The 15,641-nt window shown below is 40.8% G+C and carries 16 protein-coding genes; 15 read left to right on the top strand and 1 reads right to left on the bottom strand.

Going from position 1 to position 15,641, the window contains the following annotated elements; genetic code table 11:
• The 11 genes from KS419_RS08475 to KS419_RS25180 all read left to right on the top strand — a co-directional run.
• Positions 1-204 (top strand): hypothetical protein (locus KS419_RS08475; protein WP_425514151.1); only part of this gene is annotated, 204 nt, incomplete at its 5' end.
• Positions 205-771: 567 nt separating this feature from the next.
• Positions 772-1,206, top strand: coding sequence for a TIGR03826 family flagellar region protein (locus KS419_RS08470; RefSeq protein WP_217065809.1), 435 nt, complete (start codon positions 772-774; stop codon positions 1,204-1,206).
• Between the two features lie 158 nt (positions 1,207-1,364).
• Complete coding sequence (gene flgM, locus KS419_RS08465; RefSeq protein WP_217065807.1) at positions 1,365-1,622, top strand: flagellar biosynthesis anti-sigma factor FlgM; 258 nt, start codon at positions 1,365-1,367, stop codon at positions 1,620-1,622.
• Between the two features lie 125 nt (positions 1,623-1,747).
• A complete protein-coding gene (locus KS419_RS08460) occupies positions 1,748-2,260 on the top strand; it encodes a flagellar protein FlgN (protein ID WP_217065805.1) in 513 nt (170 codons plus the stop codon).
• A gap of 434 nt (positions 2,261-2,694) precedes the next feature.
• Positions 2,695-4,368, top strand: a complete 1,674-nt coding sequence (gene flgK / locus KS419_RS08455) for a flagellar hook-associated protein FlgK (protein WP_217065804.1) — start codon at positions 2,695-2,697, stop codon at positions 4,366-4,368.
• Positions 4,369-4,480: 112 nt separating this feature from the next.
• Positions 4,481-5,659: a flagellar hook-associated protein FlgL gene (gene flgL, locus KS419_RS08450; RefSeq protein WP_217065802.1), complete on the top strand. Its 1,179-nt coding sequence runs from the start codon at positions 4,481-4,483 to the stop codon at positions 5,657-5,659.
• 204 nt (positions 5,660-5,863) lie between these two features.
• On the top strand, positions 5,864-6,445 hold the full coding sequence (locus KS419_RS08445; protein ID WP_217065800.1) for a DUF6470 family protein: 582 nt from the start codon (positions 5,864-5,866) through the stop codon (positions 6,443-6,445).
• A gap of 361 nt (positions 6,446-6,806) precedes the next feature.
• A complete protein-coding gene (gene fliW, locus KS419_RS08440) occupies positions 6,807-7,256 on the top strand; it encodes a flagellar assembly protein FliW (protein WP_217065799.1) in 450 nt (149 codons plus the stop codon).
• A 2-nt stretch (positions 7,257-7,258) separates the two neighbouring features.
• Positions 7,259-7,489: a carbon storage regulator CsrA gene (gene csrA, locus KS419_RS08435; RefSeq protein ID WP_217065798.1), complete on the top strand. Its 231-nt coding sequence runs from the start codon at positions 7,259-7,261 to the stop codon at positions 7,487-7,489.
• Positions 7,490-7,755: 266 nt separating this feature from the next.
• A complete protein-coding gene (locus KS419_RS08430) occupies positions 7,756-8,475 on the top strand; it encodes a response regulator transcription factor (protein WP_217065797.1) in 720 nt (239 codons plus the stop codon).
• 710 nt (positions 8,476-9,185) lie between these two features.
• On the top strand, positions 9,186-9,314 hold the full coding sequence (locus KS419_RS25180) for a hypothetical protein (protein ID WP_281419780.1): 129 nt from the start codon (positions 9,186-9,188) through the stop codon (positions 9,312-9,314).
• A gap of 242 nt (positions 9,315-9,556) precedes the next feature.
• Here KS419_RS25180 and KS419_RS08425 read toward each other — a convergent pair whose 3' ends face one another.
• A complete protein-coding gene (locus KS419_RS08425; RefSeq protein ID WP_217065796.1) occupies positions 9,557-10,645 on the bottom strand; it encodes an acyltransferase in 1,089 nt (362 codons plus the stop codon).
• 1,569 nt (positions 10,646-12,214) lie between these two features.
• Between KS419_RS08425 and KS419_RS08420 the strand changes: the two genes are divergently transcribed.
• The 4 genes from KS419_RS08420 (at position 12,215) to KS419_RS08405 (ending at position 15,147) form a co-directional block, all read left to right on the top strand.
• Complete coding sequence (locus tag KS419_RS08420; RefSeq protein WP_217065795.1) at positions 12,215-13,405, top strand: flagellin N-terminal helical domain-containing protein; 1,191 nt, start codon at positions 12,215-12,217, stop codon at positions 13,403-13,405.
• Positions 13,406-13,586: 181 nt separating this feature from the next.
• Positions 13,587-14,432, top strand: a complete 846-nt coding sequence (locus KS419_RS08415) for a flagellin N-terminal helical domain-containing protein (RefSeq protein ID WP_217065794.1) — start codon at positions 13,587-13,589, stop codon at positions 14,430-14,432.
• A gap of 70 nt (positions 14,433-14,502) precedes the next feature.
• Complete coding sequence (locus KS419_RS08410; RefSeq protein ID WP_217065792.1) at positions 14,503-14,871, top strand: DUF8042 domain-containing protein; 369 nt, start codon at positions 14,503-14,505, stop codon at positions 14,869-14,871.
• Between the two features lie 75 nt (positions 14,872-14,946).
• Positions 14,947-15,147, top strand: a complete 201-nt coding sequence (locus tag KS419_RS08405) for a YjfB family protein (RefSeq protein WP_217065790.1) — start codon at positions 14,947-14,949, stop codon at positions 15,145-15,147.
• Positions 15,148-15,641 lie beyond the last annotated feature (494 nt).

Genomic DNA, 15,641 nt, shown 5'->3' with positions numbered 1-15,641 from the left:
ATACTCAATTGTCCGAATCAAGCCCAAGTTCGGACAAATGGAGAGGAAAGTCGTCATCAATTGTCCGAACCAAGCTCCAGTTCGGACAAATGGAGGGTAAAGTCGTCATCAATTGTCCGAACCAAGCTCCAGTTCGGACAAATGGAGGGTAAAGTCGTCATCAATTGTCCGAAGCAAGCTCCAGTTCGGACAAAAGGAGGGTGAATCGAAACTGAATTGTCCGAACCAAGCCCAAGTTCGGACAAATGGAGAGGAAATCAAAACTCAATTGTCCGAATCAAGCCCAAGCTCGGACAAATGGAGAGGAAATCAAAACTCAATTGTCCGAACCAAGCCCAAGTTCGGACAAATGGAGAGGAAAGTCGTCATCAATTGTCCGAATCAAGCCCAAGTTCGGACAAATGGAGAGGAAATCGATACTGAATTGTCCGAACCAAGCTCCAGTTCGGACAAATGGAGGGTAAAGTCGTCATCAATTGTCCGAACCAAGCTCCAGTTCGGACAAATGGAGAGGAAGTCAATACTCAATTGTCCGAACCAAGCTCTAGTTCGGACAAATGGAGAGAAAATCGAAACTGAATTGTCCGAATCAAGCCCAAACTCGGACAAATGACAGAAGAAGAAATCGTGTTGAATGGTCCAAACCGAATGCACGCAGAAAAGGCACACTGGTGGTGTGTTGCAAAACTCCAAAACTTTTTTTGTAAAAGCTAATTCTTCCGGGAAAGTTGTCGATATAATAGAAAAGGATCATTTTGGGAGGAAGAAGCAATGAACGAATTGGAGAATTGCCCTAATTGTGGGAAGTTGTTTATCCGGGCTTTAAGGGGAGTTTGTAATAACTGTTTTAGTGAGGTTGAGAATAAATTTAAGACGGTGCACAATTTTATTCGCAGGCGGGAGAACCGGATGGCGACCGTGGATGAAGTTCACGAAGCAACTGAGGTGAAGAAGGATCTCATTTACCAGTTTATCCGGGAAGGTAGAATTCTCCTTGCGCAGTTCCCGAACCTTGGTTTTCCATGTGAAAAGTGTGGAACATTCATCAAGGAAGGTCGAATTTGTGAATCATGTCGTAAGGAATTGAGGTCTGGATTGGATCAATTATCGAAAGAATCTGCATTTCAAGATCGTCAGAAACAGCGGGAGCGGGAAAAAATTCAGACGTATCACTCACTGGAAGACCGGATAAAGCGAGGAAGATAAACACTTGGATTGTTTTCACTAAACATTCGTGGTCAACTGCCGATATAATGAAGAGATGACTGATAGAGTGGGACATATTCGAGCACGAAGAACCGAGGGCGAAGGTATCTGTGAAAACGGTGGTGCTGCAGCCGGTTTGATGAAAGGGGGAAATTAGGATGAAAATTAATCCAATGCATTCCGTTCATGCGTATCAGAAAGCGCAGGAAGTTGGGGGAAAGAAAAAAGTAGCGACGAGTAAAAATCAAGATCGTCTTGATATCTCTTTGGAGGCAAAGAAAATGCAGGAATCTTCAAAGTTCAGTGCGGAGAGACAGGAAAAGGTTGATCAAGTAAAAGCTAAAATTGAAAACGGAACATATGAAGTAAATGCCAGAGAGGTTGCGAAAAAGTTTTACGATTACTGGAATAATTGATAGGGGCACCGAAAACCAAGCTAAACAAATAAGGGGAAAAAAGCTTTCCTAGAGAGCTTAGCTTGGCAACATCAAAACAACAGAATGAAATATAATACGTAAAAACGGAGAGGGGTGTGATGATAGTGGAAAAGAAAACTCAGGAACTGATAACGATATTTCAGGCGATGACGGCACTTCATGAACGCTTTAATGATAAGGCGCTGCAAAAACAAGAAGCGGTGAAAAAAGGTGATATACCTGGACTTGAAAAGGTTATGAAGGAAGAGTCTGCCCTGATTCAACAGCTAAGAAAATTAGAGACGACGCGGCAGCATGCGGTAAAGACGTGGATGGAAGAAAAGGGACTTGTGAAAGAGGACATAACGATGGACGCTTTACTTCAATTTTTTCCCGAAGAGGAGCGAAAGGAACTTCAGCATTGGCAACAGCGTCTCGTCATGGAAATTAAGAAACTAAAAGAGCAAAACGAATTAAATCAGCAGTTGATTGAGGAATCGTTACGTTTTGTGAACATTTCCCTTGAAACAGTGCAACCGCAGCAACAATTTGGAAACTATCATCGCCCGAGTGGGAAAACCGGGGAGGACGATGATTTAGGATCAGGAACCCGCCCTCTGTTTGATTCGAAGGCATAGCACTGGTGAGATGGCTCAACTAAATTATAAAGTAAACATACGGTTCCAGCCATAGCCCTAATCGGCTGAGATGGCCCAGCTAGATTAGAAAGTCGGGATGCGGTTTAAGTAGTAGCCCTAATCGGCTGAGATGGCTCAACTAGATTACAAAGCTAGCATTCCACAACTAAAATGGATTACAAAGCCAGTATTGAATTCGGGTGTATTAGCCCGAATTCGAAAGCTTAAATTGATTAAACCGCTTAAATTGCTTAATAAAAACTCAAATAGCTTAAAAAGCTTAATTACCGTAAATAACTTATCAAGATTACCCACCATCGACTACGGGACGGGAATTACGGATTCAATGGTGAAAAACGAAAAGATCACATCAACAAACCTATCGCACGCACCACGACAACTCTGTTTTTCAAAAAGGATTGGAGGAAGATGCAATGAAGTCCACGTTTCACGGTTTAGAAACGTTCCGCCGGGCGATCAATACGCAACAGACGGCAATACAGACAACGGGGCACAATATTGCAAATGCAAATACACCTGGTTACTCGAGACAAAGGGTGAATCTGACACCAACGGAAGCCTTCCCGAGCCCTGCCTTTAACAAACCAATGATCCCTGGACAGATTGGATCAGGCGTTCAAGCTGGAGAAGTGCAGCGGATTCGTCAGGCCTTTTTAGATACACAGTACCGCGGGGAAAACAATAAGCTTGGGTACTGGAAACAGCAGCACCAAGCCCTCGTTAAAATGGAAGATATCATGAATGAGCCTACGGAAAACGGGATTGCAAACATGATGGACAAGTTTTGGCAGTCACTCCAGGACCTATCCGTTCATCCTGAAGATGCAGGGGCCCGGTCGGTCGTCCTGCAAAATGGAGTAGCCCTTGCCGATACTTTCAACTATACATACAATTCTCTTTTGGCGGTTCAGCATGATCAGAAAAGCCAAATTGAGGTACAGCAAAATAATATCAATTCCCTCCTAAGGCAGATCAATAATATCAACAAACAGATCGCAGCGGTGGAACCGCACGGATACTTGTCCAATGATCTCTATGATCAGCGAGATCTCCTTGTGGATGAACTCTCGAATTATATGAATATCTCCGTGGAACAAGTGGGGAGCGGTGGATTGGCCAAGGACATTGCCGACGGACGTTATACCGTAAAACTGTTGGATGAACATGGCAGAGATTTAGGCGTGACCCTTGTGGACGGCTCACGATTAGAAGCGAATGAACTTCACATTTCCTATGACGAAAACAGCGGTCTTGTGGATGGAATGTTTATCGCCAAACCGCGGGCACTAGAAGGTCTTGAAGATGTGAAAGATCTCAAGGACAGAGGCGGCGTGTTCCATTTTGCCAGTTTAGAAGATTTCCGGTCCCCGGGGGCGCTCATGGCGTCGATTGAAGCATACGGATATTTTGGGAAAAATGGTGAGGAAAAGGGTCTTTATCCAGAAATGATGGCCCAACTGGATCTGATGGTTCATACCTTTGTGGAAGAGTTCAATAAAGTGCATAGCTCAGGATGGAGCCTGTCCGAGATCACAGCCGGGGAAAAAGCGAATGGCGGGGAAGGATACCAGTTCTTCACGTATGCAACCGGTGGGACGGGACCTAACGGCGATCCATTCGGCACCAACGGAAACATCAAAGGGGCAGCGCAACGAATTCAAATTAGTGCAGACATCTATGCCAGTTTAAACAACATCGCTGCATCCGGTGCCGCAACAGGAAACGGAGGCATTCCGCTGACGGAAGCCTTCTCTGGAGATGGCTCGAATGCCCTCGCCCTCTCTAAAGTGAAGGACGCGACCTTGCAGTTTGGCGGCACAAGAACCAATGTCCAATCCTTCTACCAAGGAATCATTGGGGAAATGGCCGTTAAGACGAGTGAAGCAGAGCGGATGACGAAGAATTCCCAGACCCTTCGCGATTCCGTGGAGGAGCGGCGCCAGTCCATTAGCGGCGTATCTCTGGATGAAGAAATGACGAACCTTATCCAATTCCAGCATGCATATAACGCCGCAGCCCGCGGGATTACCGTTATGGATGAAATGCTCGACCGGATTATCAACGGAATGGGCATTGGCGGACGATAGATAAAGTGTGAAAAAAGGGCACCGTCCTGTTAACAATGACAGTGAATTCCCTTAACGAATAGACAAAGTTTCAAAGAGTTACGACTCGATTTTTCAAAAGAAGGTGAAGGATATGCGAGTAACACAATCCATGTTGACCCAAAGCTCCCTGCGCTATTTGAGCCAGAGCTATCAGACATTGAATACCCTCCAGGACCAGCTGGCAACCGGGAAAAAAATCTCCCGCGCCTCCCAGGATCCCGTCGTCGCCATGAACGGCATGCGCTACCGCACCCAGGTGGTGGAAGTGGGCCAGTTCAACCGGAACCTTTCCGAAGTGTACAACTGGATGGATAACGCCGACGCGACCTTGAATGAAGTGACCCATGCCCTGCAACGCGTTCGCGAACTCACCGTACAGGCGTCCAACGATACATACGAGGACACCCAGCGCGCCAACATCGCCAAAGAAGTCAAACAACTGCGCGAACATCTCATGGGACTGGCCAATACGAAGACCAACAACAAATACATCTTCAACGGCACCAATACCACCAACCCACCATTAGACGAGAAACAGATGGACGTGGGATTTGGAGCCGTGGCCGCAGAACTTGGAGCACTCCCGGACGGCGAAATCGCCCCAGGGACCACGACCCATGAACTGACATTTAACAGCGCCCGTTACGAACTTTCGGAAAAACAAGGTGATGAGTATGTGTATCGAAGTGTCTCGGATCCGAACAAAACACTAACCATCTCGGGGCCTGCCGGCGAGAACCAATCCCTTGTCCATTCCCATACGTATGTGAATAAACAAGGGGAAACGGTAACTGATACGACGAACTTGCAAGAGCGTCAAGTGGTCGTTTCTTATAAAGGAGCGGTGTCCACCAACACGGAGAATGTGAATATCGAGTTAATGAAGGGTGTGAACATCCCCGTTAACATCAATCCCGGGAATGTGTTCTCCAGCGACTTTTTTGGAGACCTCATTCAACTGGAAAAGGCATTGGAAGATCCGTCTGCCACTGCCACGGAATTAACAGGAATGCTTGCGAATCTGGACCACCAGATCAACAAGACCGTAAACGAGCGGGCGGAATTAGGGGCACGGTACAACCGGGTGGAACTCATCGACTCTAGAATCAAAGAGCAGGAAGTCATTGCTAAACGTGTCCTCTCCGACAACGAAGATGCCGACATCGAGAAGGTCATCACCGATTTGCTGACAGCCGAAAACATCCACCGTGCCGCATTGTCATCCACATCACGGATTCTGCAACCAACGTTGATGGATTTCTTGAGATAAACGCTTGAAGTTGATATGGAAAAAGTTGACGCGTTCATGAAGGAGCCATGAACGCGTACGATTACTCACCGACTATTGTGTCATGATAACTTATCTTGGCTATAAACACTTCCCCAAAAACGCCAAAACCAAGACCCGAACGCCCCCTAAAACCTCAAGACCCAAAACACTAATTTGTTTTATTTGACGGAAGGGATGGTTACCATGAATCTACCAAAGCTATCGATTCAAACCGGGAGAGCAGAAATAGGGATTCAGCATCATAAGCCCCCCATGTCCATCAAACAAGAACAAGCACGGATGTCGTTAAAACAGGAATTGTCCGGAAGTCTTCAGATTAGTAAGACCGCCTCTCAATTATATATCGATCAAACGGAGGCGTTTGCGGATGCCGGTTTGAAAGGTCCTCTTAGGCAAGGATTGGAACGCACTGGACAAGCAAGGCAATCCATATTTCAATACATTGCGAAAACGGTGAGACAAGGGGAACAAATGAAGAAAATTGAAACTGGACAAAATGTGCTGCCACATCTTGCCCGCGAGAATGGGGAGCGTCAATTGCCCTCTGTCAATTACGGCACGATACCGGAAAATGCATTCAAAGTCCAGTTTCATTATGTTCCTTCTTCCATTGCAGTGGATGTCTCTTGGCCCGACCCCACTATTCGTTTCGACCCAGTTGAGCCAAAGATCCAGATTCCGAGATGGGAAGCCAACGCATATCTGCAACAGAAGAATTGGATTACCTATTCCGTACAAGATGAATCAGTAAACAAGCAACTTTAATTAAGATGCTATCAATAAGTAATTAGCCCCCAAATAGGTGCTGTTCCCCCTTTAAGTTAAAATGAGAACCTAACTTTTAGGAAGCAACATCAAGAGGGGGCTTTTTCTTGTCCACACCTTATACCATACTAATAGACTACCAAATTCCTTTTTTATCCAAATACATAAGAGTATTTTACCGATATAACTGTATAAAAATATGAAAAAAATTCCTTAGTTTTGAAAATAATCACTCTAAAGTCGCCAAAAACGTGTTACAATAAGAGTTAATAACACAAAATGACATATTTTGCTATGATCACCTATAATAATCAAAAAATTGACATTTACAGCTAATTGTGAAACAGACGGAGTGATGACGTTGAAAATTGAAACAAAGTATTCAGGAGAAGTGGAAATTAATCCGAAAAATATCATTCATTTTGACCAAGGAATACCCAGTTTTGAAACGGAAAAAGAATTTATCCTTTTGCCATTTAGTGAAGAACCAAGTCCGTTTTATCTTCTTCAAGCGATTCACACACCTGGACTTGCCTTTATGGTTATGACACCATTCTCTTTTTTCCCAGACTATCAGGCCAAACTCTCCGACGCTGTTATCGAGCAGTTAGAGATTGAAGCGGAAGAAGATGTGGCATTGTTTACCATCATCACCCTGAGGGACACGTTAAAGGAATCCACCGTGAACTTGCGCGGACCGATCATCATCAACAGCAAGAAACAAAAGGGGAAACAAATTGTATTAAGTGAAACAGATTATCACACAAAGCATGCCCTTGTGACACCGGTGGCAGCAGGCGAGGAGGGGTAACGATGCTCGTTCTGACCAGGAAATGGAATGAATCGATCAAGATTGGCGACGACATCGAAGTTACTATTCTCGGTGTGGAAGGTGATCAAGTGAAACTTGGGATCAATGCCCCAAGGAATATCGACATTCATCGGAAAGAAATTTATTTAGCGATTCAGCAAGAAAACAGTGAAGCCGCAGCAAAGGGTTCTTTAGACTTACTGAAGCAATTATCGGAGACTGTGAAAAAATAGGTAAACAAATTTAAACCGTTAGCAATCACGGAAAAATAGTATTGGCAAAATTATCTATTTTTTTCCGCCTATCGTTCTATATAGTGAAACAAATTCACCCAAAAAATGACTAAACACTTGCAATTTACCAATAAAAAAATGACTATCGAATCTTGTAGAAATGTGTAACATTATGTAATTATTAAACTAGATTAGTATAAAACTAAATTTTTTTAACTAAAAAAGTATAAAACTAAAAAAGAAAACATGTGAAGGGGAGAACGTTTATGCTTACGATTACAAAAGAACAAACAAGAACCCAACAACATAAGATCCTCTTCTTTGATCGGGAAAATCATGTATCACCTGAAACAATCAACCTCCTGATGGGAACATTTACAGAAGGAAGTATTTTAAGACAAACAACGATCACGTCAGACAACCTAGGAACTTGTGAGTACTTGTTTTATTTTGTTGATGGGTATGACCGAAAATCTGTTCAATCCCTTGAGGAATTACTGGAATCCAGCACAAATTTAACTTCCGAAAAAAAACTACCGATCATTCTCGTACATAGAAACTGTTCGGAGAAGGATTTGTTCCATTACCTCGCTTTTCCTATCAGTGGAATTGTCACTTTATCGTACTTGGAATCTCATTTCACACAAGTTATACAAATTCTGAAACAGAAAGGTGTCTTTTTGGAACCTACCTTTCACCGCGAACTCGTTCATGAAATTGAACGTAAAAAAATGAAAGACAAACCCATTAAAAAACTCGTCCTAAACCGGAACCTGGTCGCATCTGTTTTATCGCAAAACGAGCAAGACGTCCTTCAATTCATATTAGATGGTCACAACAACCGACGAATTGCAGAATTATTATATTTAGCCCCATCCACCGTCAGCACGATCATCAGCCATTTACTGAAGAAAATGCAAGCCAACGACCGCACTGACGCCATGGTCACCGCCATCCGCAAAGGCTGGGTAGAGGCACACCGGTAGATACTGTCTTGGGAAAAATAGATTCCCCGTGAGTTAATATAGTAATTTTATTTTAAGTAGTCTTGTGATTTTTTAACTAATATATAGTACGCTGGCTCCGTTTACTTTATGGGGGTCAAAAAGGAAGGAAAATATATTTTCCTTCCTTTTTTTTATGTGTACCCGGCATACGCTACTACTTGGTGTTGAAAGTCCATTAAAGTCTTGGCAGTAGGAACTATTAGTCAATGGCAAAGGTGTCCATCTGAAGATGGAATGTGAAGGAATACGGAGGTAAAATCCCGAACTGACGAACAGAACTTTATTAGGATGAATAGGAACGTTTGAGTTTGCATAATAAAGCGAAATTCAATACTAACCGAGATTTCTTACAGTAAATTTTGCAGTTATTTGGGAAGAAGTTTATAAGTCTTACCTGAGAAGGTCTTACAAGGATTGCCGATAAGAGGGGGAAAATATACCACAGGAACAATTGAGACAGTGATGTTGTTGATGAATTGTAAGGAGTCAGCAGAACCCATGGAAGTCCGTAAGGAACATATCAACGACCAAATCGCTCTAAAGTTTATTCCAAAGTTCTAAAGAAGGGGGGGTTCCATTGATAGGAAAGTTTATCCAACAGGAGTTGGCTATCCACAAGGCGTAAATTTCTCTTCTCTCTCCAAACTAAGTAACAATTAACTAAATCTACTAGTAGAAGATCTTGATAAATGGGAGGCACTAACCTCCCATTCAATCCATTCGAGAGATATGCAGATGATGCAGTCATCTACTGCAATACAGAGGATGAAGCAAGTAAAATTACTCAAATTATTAAGCTAGAGAATGAACGAATGTAAACTCGACCTTCTTTCTTCCTAGACAAGAATTATATATTGTAAGGATGTGGACGGGAAAGAAGACCATGATAACAATCCTTTGATTTTCTGGGATATATGTTCAAACCAAGGCTGTCTATGATTAGGTGGGGAAAGTATTTTGTGAACTTCGCACAAGCTATCAGTATCAAATCTAAGAAACCAGTTCAGTAAAGTAAGAGGTAGGATAATCTACTAATGATTATCCTCCTACTCGATAAATGCTATGCTTCTTTTTTCATTTGTATATCAGGTGTTATTGTTACTTTGGGTGGTTTAGGTACAGTAACAATATATTGGCTCAATGGGATTATTTGAATAAGTTTTATAAATATAATCGAAAGAAAGAGTGCAGTTGTATACAGTAAAGGTAACCAAAAAGTGCTTTGATAAAATCCTGAGACAAAATCGGATTTTCTAAATAAATATAGGATAAAAGGGTGAACCAAGTAAATTCCCATCGAAAGATTACCTATTCTTAACATTACATTCTGAAATGATTTAAAATTTCCTGTTAAATAATATAAGCTTGATAAAGAAAGAAACAGCAGTGGAATATTAACAAGGTTAGCAAGTCTTCTTGAAGAATAGGCTCCAAAAAAATAATATTCAATAAAGGCACTAAATATTAAAAGTGTTATTGCAATGAATGAGAATTTTGAATATCTTTTTAATGACGATGTAATAGCAATCCAGTAATGAGCAAAGACCCCACCAATCATAAAGTAAAATATCCAAGCAAGTAAAAATGATCTATTGTTAATGAAATCAATAATAAGGTTGGTGCTTCGCCCGGAAAAGTAGGTAAGGAAAAGGATATTAATAATTAGAGATACTCCTGTTATTAAAAGAAATATCGACCCTGATCTAATAAATTGAATCAATGGGAACAGCAGATAAAATTGAACAACCACAATGATAAAATAAAGGTGATGATAACCGGAGAAAAAAGTATATAGAAAATTGGCTATCTGATGAGTCTCTAGTGAACTAGGAAGTGAAAAATAACTAATTACAGCTAAATAGAAAAGACTCCACACTAAAAAAGGAATCACAACTTTAGTAAGTCTTGTTCTAAAGAATTTAGGTAACCGATAAGTACCTCTCAATGACTCGTTAAAAAGTAAAAAGCCACTTACTACTGCAAATAAGGGTGTTCCATATCTGGATAATTGATTTAAAAATAAACTAATAGTATCATGAGTTTGTCCATTTTCGTAATAATAATCAGCTGTAATGTGAACCATTAGAACTAACATACAAGCAATAGCTCTAATAAAGCTTATTTCGTTATAATATATATTTTTATTCAAATCTATAACACCACACTATCTTTAAGTTTAGTTATATTGTAAATGAAAATGGGTCATTGATAAATAGAAAAGAGTACGTGATCCGGCTCCAGCTTTTTTATAGGAGGTTGATAAGAAGCTACCCTCTACACAAAGTAACTTCCTTAAGTAGAAATGATTTTATGTCAAATCAAGTAATGTTTGAGTTTTGACGGAGCTCAAAAACAATATATCATTTTTGTTTTTTGTGATGTTTGTATATCTTGTGTCATTCGTACTGATAGACTAAATAGTTTAACTTTTCTATATATGCTGAACATCTATGGAAGAAGTGGGGATCAGAAACTACTGTATATACAGAAGTTGGTAATGCGATTGTTTTTGTGATTTAGTTAAATCTTCTATAAATGTAGCAAAAATACCAATGTTATTGGATTTCTGAACATGGGGAAGACGTAGGATTGATTAGTTTTTGCTTAAATAATCCGCACAAAAGAGACTGAGAAAGTTCTGTGATAAAAAGGGATGGAAGAACAACTTCTCTGGATTCGTTAACAATGTAATATTCTTATATATGAATGGCAAGCTCTCAACTAGTGAACTTGAAGAGGAGGAAGAGGGAACTATATTGGATTTTGAACCAAGAACCTCTGAAAGCGTTAAACCTAGGGATGAACAGTGGGAGCTGGATGAACTGTGAGGTTCACGTCCGGTTATGAGGAGACTATTGGGAAGGTTTCAATTGTCTACTTTACCGCAATATTTATGTGAAAACTACTGCTGGCAATCGAGTACTGAAGAGTATCACAAACTTTTTGGAAGGGAAGTTTAAATGGTGGACCGTCAGAAAAGTGTGAGAATCACAACAAAACAAAAAGTTTCTTGGATTTTGCAAACACTCTACAATAGCTGGAGTAGGATGCAAAAAAGACACTATAAGACACTTTGAGTTTAAAAAGAAATTTAAGAAGAAACTTATACAACTAACCGTGGAATCATAGCGGAAATATTCACCAAATTATCAAAGAAATAAATTAGGTTACCACAGGGTGGATTAACTACTATGGCTTTAGGCTATATGAAAGGATATATCCAAAGAATCAACCAGTGGATTAGGAGAACGCAGGAAGAAAGTTAAAACGATATATAGAAGTCTAATGAAACTAAAATTCCAAAAAAAGCTTGGGAATTGGCGAATACACGTAAAGGCTTCTAGAAAATAGCCGAATCCATATTCTATATCGAGCAATCAAAAATGAATTTTTTAGAGAGGTGGTCTGAGAGACTTAAACCAACTCTTGAAATTACAATCAAGCTATTGAACTGCAGTATACGGAGCAAATATGTACGCTTGTATGAGGGATAGGGGATTATTATTCCACTTTTACTCAATTGGTAAGGAAAAAAAGCTAGATAAATTTCTCAAAAAAAATATAAAAAATACTAAACATTGACAATATCCTTCCGATATAACGAGTGTAATGATCAATAGGGAATAAGGCGGCCGACTTTTTTCTTAGGGATCAATCACGAAACTTCCACCCACAAGGATGTGGCCGGAAGCAAAACAATTCAAGGAGGAATTTATCAATGATTATCAACAACAACATCCCAGCATTGAACACGTTCCGTCAAATGGGTGTAAACCAAGCTAATGGACAAAAAGCAATGGAGAAATTGGCATCAGGTCTTCGTATTAACAAAGCAGGAGACGATGCAGCGGGTCTTTCAATTTCTGAGAAAATGCGTTCACAAATTCGAGGTTTAGATCAAGCAGCTCGAAATGCCCAAGATGGTATCTCTATGATTCAGACAGCAGAAGGTGCTTTAAATGAGGTACATTCAATTGCTCAAAGAATGCGTGAACTTGCAGTACAAGGTGCAAATGACACAAATAATGATAGTGATAGAGCTGCAATTTTAGATGAGTTAAATGAGTTAGAAACAGAAATTAACCGTATTTCTAAAACAACTGAATTTAACGGTAAGAAACTTTTAAATGGAGATTTATCTGCTAAAGTAGATGCGTCGAGTGATGTTAAAGTGGGTGTAACTGCTGGTGGAACTGCTGTAGTTAGTTCTCTTGATGTATCACGAGCACTTGCAGATGAAACTTATACAATTTCTACAAATGAAACTGATGGCACTATTACACTAACACGCGAGAGTGATGATGTTTCACAAAAGTTATCATTGAGCGCTTTAACTGCAGAAAGTACAACTTTTGATTTTAATGAACTTGGTGTTAGTTTTTCAGTAACTGGAACAGCAACTGTTGCTAATCTGCATACAGCATTAAATGATCAAGATATTGTCACTGCAACTGGAGATTCCTCAGCAGCGTTCTTGATTGGAACAACTGGTGGGGCAGATCAAACAATCTCCATAGCATTTGATAAATACGATGCATCGACGATTGGGAATATTACAAGTAACGATGGATCAGATACTATTGATGATGCGATTGATAAATTACAAGCTGCGGATGGCTTAAATAAAGCTAATTTTGAAAATTTGGTTTCAACCATGGATAGATCTATTGAGGATATATCAAAACAACGTTCTCTTCTTGGTGCTTCTCAAAACCGTTTAGAACATACAATTTCAAACTTAAATATGTCGTCTGAAAACCTACAAGCTGCGGAATCTCGTATTCGTGACGTAGATATGGCTCGTGAGGTAATGGAAATGACGAAGAACAACATTCTTTCTCAGGCTTCTCAAGCAATGCTTGCACAAGCTAACCAAGCTCCACAAGCTGTTCTTCAGTTACTTGGATAATAATTTCGTTAGTTAGTGACAGGTATGTCAGGTAAATTTAAAACACACATCTGAGACTCTAGTTCTTCTAGGGTCTCTTTTCCTTATAGCCCATATAAGATCACTTACCTATGAAACAAAGAATACATATATTTTTCCAAAACAAAACTATAATCCCCCTCACAGAAAGGAGGTCAACCTTATGCTAGTTTCGTTTTCTCAAGCTGCACGTACTGCCCACAGGCATTTTTTAATGAATCAAAAGCTCCAGATGAGGGCGATGGAACGGTTATCTTCTGGAAAACGCATTAACCGTGCAGCTGATGATCCAGCAGGGTTGGCCATCTCTGAGAAAATGAGGGCACAAATTCGTGGCTTGAATCAGGCGGTCCGGAATGCACAGGATGGAATATCCATGATCCAGACGGCAGAAGGGGCATTGAATGAAACCCATGCTATCTTGCAGCGGATCAGGGAGCTTGCCAATCAAGCAGCAAATGATACATACAGCGAATCGGATAGGGAACAGATTCAAAATGAAATAAACTTACTGATTGATGAGATCAATGGAATTAGCGGCCGGACGGAATTTAATACTCGCTCCCTTCTGAATGGTGATGGAGAGGGGGGAAGTTCCCAATTCACACTTCAGATCGGGGCGAACGGAGGACAAACGATGGTACTAGCTATTGGGAATATGAGTTCTGTTGGGTTGGGGCTCAGCAGTGATCCAGATAGTGAACATTATCTAGACGTTACGAGTCATGAAAAAGCCAGTGCTGCCCTAGATCGAATAGATGTGGCGATTCAAAAGGTATCATCGGAACGCTCGAGGTTGGGAGCTTATCATAATCGGCTCGAGCATACGATTTCGAACTTAATGACGACCTCAGAGAACTTGCAGGCGGCAGAATCCCGTATACGGGATGCGGACATGGCGAAGGAGATAATTGAATACACAAAACGATCGATCCTGTCCCAAGTGGCCTTGGCGATGATCGCCCAGGCAAACAAGCAGGCGCAGAATGTGTTAAAATTACTTCCATAGATTATACAATACTTGCAAAAGAAACAAATACCTGCTCACAAAAAACAGCTACGTAAAAAAGGAGTTCACCATGGATAAATACATTGAAGTCATGAAAAGAACGAAAGAGTTAACGGATACGATGCTGGAAGGATTGGAGCACATCAACGAGCTTTTTAAGGACGGGAAGTATGAAGAGACCATCCAACTCTTTGAAAGTGTCGTAGTTGCTTACACGACCATTCAAAACTCGCTGGAACCTATTAAAGAGAAACTGAACAATGGGGACCTTGAATCTACAACGAAAAATTTTAACCATATATTGGAGTTAGTAGTTGATTACTATGAAACGAAGGATTATGGGAGAGTCCAAGAAGTCATTCAATTCACACTTCTGCCCCATGTGAAAAAGTGGAGAGGGGAGTTAGAAACTGCTTTTGAGCCTTTTTTAACTTCCTAAAAGTTGTAAGTTTGCTAGTGAAACCAGTTTCAGATAAAACTAGACCATATTTTTCACAGAACGAAAGGGGATATTATGAATATACCTTTAATCTCCATGGCGTTAAGCCAAGGACAAATTCAGCAGCAAGTATCCATCGCTGTCATGAAGAAAGCGTTGGGGAATCAGGAGCAGCAGGGAGTTGCGCTTCAAAAATTAATGAACTCCGCAGATATGGCTGCGGTGGAGCAGTCTGTGCGGCCCCATGTTGGCGGTAACATTGATGTGAAGATATAAGGTTGAATTACAAAGAGTAGCGAATTGCTGCTCTTTTCTTGATGCGTAGATAGGTACACAGAGTCACAGATAGCCATGACTGGGTGATCGGTTATCCAACCGCTGATTACTTCCTATAAAACGTTTGGATGCGGATATTTACTCTTTAGATTTATTTTAATGTAAGGCTTTTTTCGTAAAGTTTGTGGCTTTTAAAGTATGAATTGTTAGAGTAAAATGTTTGTGGGTGGAAAAAAAGTAAGTTAAGGAAGAATATGTAACCTTGGTGACGAGTGGGGAAGTGGTTTTATTCCCCACTCGTCACCAAGGACACCAAGCGAAAGCGCGGTAGGTGTGAGCACATCACATGAAAAAAGGATCCTCTTTTTGTATAGTAAGTAACGACCAAGAAACCAACTGTACAAAGAGAAAGGACCCTTACTATGAAAGATACCATACCTAACATCACAATGAAAGAGATAGAAAGAATTACCTTCCGTGCTTTACAGGAAAGC

This window comes from Evansella tamaricis (genome assembly GCF_019042215.1).
GTDB lineage: Bacteria > Bacillota > Bacilli > Bacillales > Salisediminibacteriaceae > Evansella > Evansella tamaricis.
This window is presented reverse-complemented; position numbering and strand designations above follow the sequence as displayed.